The 6,353-nt window shown below is 37.9% G+C and carries 8 protein-coding genes; all 8 read right to left on the bottom strand.

Annotated features, from left to right (window positions below; genetic code table 11):
- Nucleotides 1–92: 92 nt before the first annotated feature.
- Nucleotides 93–908, bottom strand: coding sequence for a pur operon repressor (gene purR / locus BMY57_RS05225; RefSeq protein ID WP_091772972.1), 816 nt, complete (start codon nucleotides 906–908; stop codon nucleotides 93–95).
- 67 nt (nucleotides 909–975) lie between these two features.
- Complete coding sequence (gene ispE, locus BMY57_RS05220; RefSeq protein ID WP_091772971.1) at nucleotides 976–1,827, bottom strand: 4-(cytidine 5'-diphospho)-2-C-methyl-D-erythritol kinase; 852 nt, start codon at nucleotides 1,825–1,827, stop codon at nucleotides 976–978.
- Nucleotides 1,828–1,902: 75 nt separating this feature from the next.
- Nucleotides 1,903–2,082, bottom strand: a complete 180-nt coding sequence (locus BMY57_RS05215) for a small, acid-soluble spore protein, alpha/beta type (protein ID WP_091772970.1) — start codon at nucleotides 2,080–2,082, stop codon at nucleotides 1,903–1,905.
- 96 nt (nucleotides 2,083–2,178) lie between these two features.
- Nucleotides 2,179–2,433 (bottom strand): biofilm formation stimulator Veg, encoded by a 255-nt coding sequence (gene veg / locus BMY57_RS05210; protein ID WP_054754934.1) that lies wholly within the window; start codon nucleotides 2,431–2,433, stop codon nucleotides 2,179–2,181.
- A 201-nt stretch (nucleotides 2,434–2,634) separates the two neighbouring features.
- A complete protein-coding gene (yabG, locus tag BMY57_RS05205; RefSeq protein WP_091772969.1) occupies nucleotides 2,635–3,525 on the bottom strand; it encodes a sporulation peptidase YabG in 891 nt (296 codons plus the stop codon).
- Nucleotides 3,526–3,586: 61 nt separating this feature from the next.
- The gene (gene rsmA, locus BMY57_RS05200; protein ID WP_091772968.1) at nucleotides 3,587–4,465 is read right to left on the bottom strand and encodes a 16S rRNA (adenine(1518)-N(6)/adenine(1519)-N(6))-dimethyltransferase RsmA; all 879 of its coding nucleotides are present in this window, start codon (nucleotides 4,463–4,465) and stop codon (nucleotides 3,587–3,589) included.
- Complete coding sequence (gene rnmV / locus BMY57_RS05195; RefSeq protein WP_091772967.1) at nucleotides 4,462–5,013, bottom strand: ribonuclease M5; 552 nt, start codon at nucleotides 5,011–5,013, stop codon at nucleotides 4,462–4,464. Before rnmV ends, rsmA begins: the two co-directional genes overlap by 4 nt.
- 69 nt (nucleotides 5,014–5,082) lie before the next feature.
- A complete protein-coding gene (locus BMY57_RS05190) occupies nucleotides 5,083–6,339 on the bottom strand; it encodes a 3D domain-containing protein (protein WP_091772966.1) in 1,257 nt (418 codons plus the stop codon).
- Nucleotides 6,340–6,353 lie beyond the last annotated feature (14 nt).

The following is a 6,353-nucleotide window of genomic DNA, read 5'->3' as shown; positions in this document are numbered from 1 at the left end:
AAAATTAAAAAAGAGTATAAAAAAATCGTGGAGAACATCAATTTTGATGTCTTCCACGATTTTTTATTTTACTGGGTTTTGTCCCAGCCTCTTTAACTTGAGAAAAAGTTACCTTTTTCCACTTTGATTGTTTCTTTTGTTTCATCTACTTCCATGAATTTTATGAGTGAAATATAGTCTTGTACTTTCCTGTCCTCTTCCTCGTCTTCAGCTTCAGCTAATACACCAATTCCTTTTACATTAGCATTAAACTCACGCATTAAACTTTTCATACCTTGGATCGTTCCGCCAGCCTTCATAAAATCATCTACGATGAAGACATTAGAGCCTTCTTCAATACTTCTTTTAGCCAATACCATCGTTTGAATTTTCCTTGAAGACCCCGACACATAATTAATACTCACCGTCGAACCTTCTGTCACTTTAGGGTCACGTCTAATAATGACGACTGGTACACCAATGACTTGGGCAATAGCATAAGCAAGAGGAATCCCTTTTGTCGCTACCGTTACGACATAATCAATTTCTGTATGTTCAAAAGCTGAAGCGAACACTTGACCGATCTCATGAACATATTTGGGATGCCCTAATAGATCACTCATGTAGACATATCCACCAGGTAAAATTCTAGAAGGGTCTTCTAATAGGTCAATAAGCTTCTCCACAGTCGTATGCGCACGTTCTATAGATAAGTCAGGGATGTACTGTACACCACCTGCAGCACCTGCAACTGTCCTAAGTTCGCCAATCCCCATTTTTTGAAACATGTCATCGATAATATCAATGTCTTCACTGATTGAGGACTTTGCCGCATCATATTCCTCAACAAAATAAGGGAGTGAACTTAAAGTTTTTGGGTTTTCCAAGAAATAATGAGTCATAGCGACTAATCGTTCGCTTCGTTTCATCTCCGTTCACCTCAAAACCGAATATTCTTAGTAGACTATACCACGAATGAACGGTTAAATCCATACATTAGCGTAACATTCGGACTGCGTATACTTCCGAACAAAAACCGCGAAGACTATTATAAATCCGATCAGCTTTTTCTTCTTTAGCTACAAGTGAGAAAACAGTTGGTCCACTACCACTCATCAAAACACCGTCTCCCCCTGTTTTCTCCATCCTAGACTTTATTTGTAATACTTCTGGGTGCATGGATGTCGTGATTGGTTCTAAGACATTGCCTAATGTTGTACATAAAGTTTTGAAATCTTGTTGCTTTAATGCACTGATTGCCTCTTTGGTAGCAGGGTGTCTCATATCATCAAACTGTACTTTACTATAAACATCCTTTGTAGAAACACCAATATTAGGCTTAGCTAAAACCACCCAACACGGAGGCGGAGAAGGTAAAGGGGTTAATTTCTCACCACGTCCTGTTGCTAGAGCTGTCCCACCCATGACACAGAAGGGTACATCTGAGCCAATCTCAGCCCCTATTTCTTGCAATTCTTCTTGACTTAACTGAAGCCCAAACAAACGGCTTACACCTCGCAATGTAGCAGCTGCGTCACTGCTTCCACCTGCTAATCCAGCTGCGACAGGTATCTTTTTATCTAAATGAATTCGTACTCCCTCTTTGATGTTATATCGTTCTTTTATTAAAGTTGCTGCTTGATATGCTAAGTTACGGCGATCATTTGGAACAAATCGATTCTCTGATGCAATAACGACTTGATTTGAGTCCAATTTTTCAAAAGATAATCGGTCAGCTAAATCAATCGTCGTCATGAGCATTTCCACTTCATGATAGCCATCATTTCGTTTATGTAAAACATCTAAGGTTAAGTTGATTTTTGCCGGTGCTTTCTCATAGATCACCATGTCTCACCTGCCTACGCTTTTCTTTACGATTGTACCACAAGATTGTTGACTGTATAAGTAAAAAAGGATAGGTCATTACGACCTATCCTTTGTCATTTGCTCTTGTGCCATCTCTACAGCCCTTTTGACCATATTTCCGGCGTCGCGAGACTTAATGCCTCCCCATCCTTCTTGTTGCACCGTGTCGTAAAAACCTAACTCCTTTGCGATCTCTTCCTTCAAACGATCTGACATAACGCCACGTCGTCTTCCCATCGGTTGATTACAACTCCTTTTGTCGTTGTTTACGACACTCTTAGTGTATGTAATTGCTGAAAAAAGATGTTGGAAATGGATGGGGTTGGCTTATCTTTATGCCATCTTGGTGACTTCATCTGTGAAGGTAATTTCTACCGTCTCAGTTAACACATCTGTGTAACTATAAGACACTCTTTCAAAGTTGTGCTCTTCTTGGTCAAGCTCAACGATAAAGACTGAAGGGTATGTCTCCGCCAGAACGCCAGAACGTTCAATGGTTTTACGACGTCCTCCGTTTGCTTTTAACGTTAAACGCTCCCCAATTCTGTGATCTAAAACTTGCTTGATTTCCGCTAAGGTTTTTCCCATTAGACTCCACCTCACTATTGATAATCATACCACACCAATCGCCAAAAAGTCAAATAAAGTTAAATATTATATCAACTGGCATGTAAACATGTCAACATAAATTTTTATCTTTTTTAATTTTACCTAGAATTATTTAAACATACATTTTATTTCCAAAAAGTTTTAAAGTGTGGCTAATACAAAAAAACCAATCATTATATTCTATTCATCTTTTGACTTTTCGTTCGTAATTGGTAATTCTTTCATGTAAGGAAGTCCAACTCGAAATAGACCTCTTGTTTCAATTCCACCGATCCCTTTTTCTCGAGTAATCGTTTTACTTACAACATCATAAATGTTCACTTTTTCCATAAATGGGGTATATCCGGCTTTTGCCACTACATACACTGGATCTAGAGCATGAATGTTAATTCGTGTTGGTGAGCTCGCAAAGTTTGCCCCTGCTTTAATCAGGGATTCAAAATGTGATTGGCAAGCACCTGCAAAAATGACTAATTGATCTAGGCTAGGCTGAAACCTTCTTGCCTCGCGAACAGCTTCAACAAAATACTTGCTGTTGCGATAGGCTCTGATATCTTTTTCATCGCCTTTTTGTTTTGAATAAGAATCATGTCCAGTAATGACTAAAATATCTGGTTGCACCTTTTCCATTAACTCTTTAATTTTCTCTGGCATCTCTGATTCTTCAACATACATTCCATGAACCTGAAGGCCTAGTCGTTTATATAGTTGGATACATTTTTTAAGAAATAAGGAATCCCCATCAATATGAAGTACTTTCGGGCATAACCTAAACTGTGAAATGTTCTGTTCTTTCTCATGCGTTGGCTGTGCATAATCTCTAAATGAACGTAAATAATAATCTTGATGAAACATTCTGTATGATAAATCTTCATTTTGTTTCATTTCTTTACGACGTAAAAAATGGTCACTTTCGGTAACTTTTTTAAGGTCATCTAACGGTGCATCAACCTTTAAACGGAAATCCTCACCAAATAATATCGCATGCTCTTTGCTTATTTTTTGCACACGAAATAATAAATCATGTTCATATGAGTGTCTTGTAACGATATCGCCTATTTGCCAATTCATAAAAAATCCCCTTCTCAAATACCTTCTCTTATACGATATTGATCAAGGGGTTTAAATGTGCCTATTGGTTCAAGATCTTATAACAAACATTTGATAACTTCGCGAATTCCTCTATCGACAACGATTCTCCTCGTCTTTGTGGTTCAATTCCAGATTCCTCAAATATTTGCTCAAATTGTTTTTGACTTAAGCGATCTTTAAACTCTCGTTGTAAGTTATTTTTTATTGTTTTACGTCTTTGTCCGAAACTAGCTTGGACGACCTCGAAAAATAATGCTTCATCCTCAACATATATTAATGGTTCATCACGTTTTGTCAGTTGAAGAATCGCAGAATCTACATTCGGCTGAGGAATAAAACACGTCTTCGGGACATTCATGACAACTTTTGATTCAGTATAGTATTGTACAGCAATCGATAGCGACCCATAATTTTTGGTATTGGGTTCAGCCGCCATACGATCAGCTACTTCTTTTTGCATCATTACCGTCATTGAATGAATTGGAAGCTCATCTCGAAGTAATTTCATTAAGATTGGTGTCGTAATGTAATAAGGCAAATTAGCAACAACTTTAACCTGATAGCCTTCTTGATATTTTTCATGTAAAAATGTTTCTAAATCTGCTTCTAATATGTCTTGGTTAAAAACCGTAACGTTCGAATAAGGGGATAATGTATCGTCTAACACTTCCATTAATCGCTGATCAATCTCAAAAGCATACACGTGCTTCGCTTCATGTGCTAATTGCTCTGTTAACGCTCCGATACCAGGGCCGATTTCAATAGCAATCGTTTTCTCATCGACTCCTGCTTTAGCGACGATTTTTTTTAATACATTTGCGTCAACCAGGAAGTTTTGGCCTAAACTTTTCTTAAAACCAAGGCCATACTTCTCCATAATGGCTTTCGTTCGCGTAATCGTGGCGATAGGTTTGGTCAATTTGTTTCCTCCTCTATAATCTCTTCCATAGCTTTTTCAAATTCCTCTGGGTTTATTTGAAACATCGTAAGTCGTTTCCCTAGTTGTTTTCCGTTAGCATATCCGATATTTAGACGTTCACCTAATTTTTGACGGCGTTCTTTTGCTTTTGGACCACCAATTAACCCGTATTGAAGTAAATAAGTCTGCCAGTCTAGTGATTCCGATTGATCCACTAATTCATGAACTTGGCTTAAGGCAGCTTGGATGTCTTTCACACTTGCATGCTCAATCCCAAGTCCATTTTTCCCAATTGCCTTCTTTTTCGGTAAAAAAGCGTGTTTACAACCTGGCACATGTTCATCAATTAGTCGACGTAAACGCTCACCTGGGTAATCAGGATCCGTAAACACAATGACGCCTCTCTTTTCTTTAGCATGACGAATTTGCTTATATATATTTGCATTAATGGCTGAACCATTCGTTTCAATCGTATCAGCGTCAACTGCTAATTTTATTTTTGCCGTATCGTCTCGACCTTCAACGACAATGACTTCTTGTATTTTCATGTTTAAAACCTCTCTAAAACAAAAATAAAGGATAATCCTTAGTATAACAGGATTATCCTTAAAGATTAATTACTTACCGCTTCTGATGACTTTCACTTGAACACTGCGGTGTCCCCATCCATGCGCTTCACTTTCTGATGAGACAAGGATGTCGATTTTTTTACCTTGAACGGCGCCACCTGTATCTAATGCGATCGCTTTAAAACGATCGTTAGGTGTTCTAACTTCAACGATGGACCATAGTGGAATAACATTAGGATCTACAGCGATGACTCTCATACCATTGTGATAAATAGAGTCTTTAACATTCACACCGGTTGCGGTATAGCCTGAACAACCACTACAGTATGGTGAATATTTAGTAGATGTAAATGTCGTCCATTCACCTGAACTATTATCTGAACTGCTACTTGAGCTACTACTTGAACTACTGCTATTACTTGCTTGCTGTACAGGAGCTTTAGTACCTTTTGCCACAACGTGGTTAACACTTTCTTCTACGATTTCTTCATCAATTAACTCACGCGATACTTCTTCTCCGTTTTCTTTCGTCACTTCATAAGTTTCAACTTTTTTACCTTCTTGACCATACGTTAAAACTTTACTTTTTCCTTGTAAAAGATTTGAATCTTCTTTTGTTTCAGTTTCATAAGGAATTTCAATTTCATTTGAAACTTTTTCTTTTGTCACACGTACTATTTCTATAGAACGATTATTTTCGACACGATCGTCTAAGTCGGCATTTAGTCGGTCGTGTTCTTTTAATTCAATATCTAAATCTTTTAGCAAGTCACCAACCGTTTGGTTCGTCACCATGGCCGTCTTCTCTTTTCCGCCATCATTAACCGTGACCTTAAATGCTTTATCGATTGTGAAAGCAAGACCGTCTTTTATATCTGTATTTAAATCAACGGAAACTTCATCATGTTCTGAGAGGTTAATAGATTCATCCTCTAAGAACTGTTTGACGTTCTCTGTTGTTGTGTAATAGGTTTCAGTTTCGTCATTAATGGTAACCTTGACTTCATGGGCTTGAGTGTACTCAATGACCATTCCATCTGTTACTTTTTCATCTAGATCCACGGATAAATCATCATGTTTGGAAACGTCAATTCCTAATTCATCCATGACACCACTAACATCATTAGCTGTTGTTAACGTACTCATTTCTTCTCCGTTTTGAATAACTGATACTTCAGCTGTAACCGTCTCGAATGCTATGTAACTCACAGTTGCAACGAAAACAAAGACAGTTAACAAGGTTAGTAGAATTTTTTTGAAGCTAAATCGCTTCTTATTTGGGTTAGCACCCCACTTGACGCTCATATTCACGCCTCCTT

It is taken from the genome of Piscibacillus halophilus (genome assembly GCF_900110685.1).
Classification (GTDB): domain Bacteria; phylum Bacillota; class Bacilli; order Bacillales; family Alkalibacillaceae; genus Piscibacillus; species Piscibacillus halophilus.
This window is presented reverse-complemented; position numbering and strand designations above follow the sequence as displayed.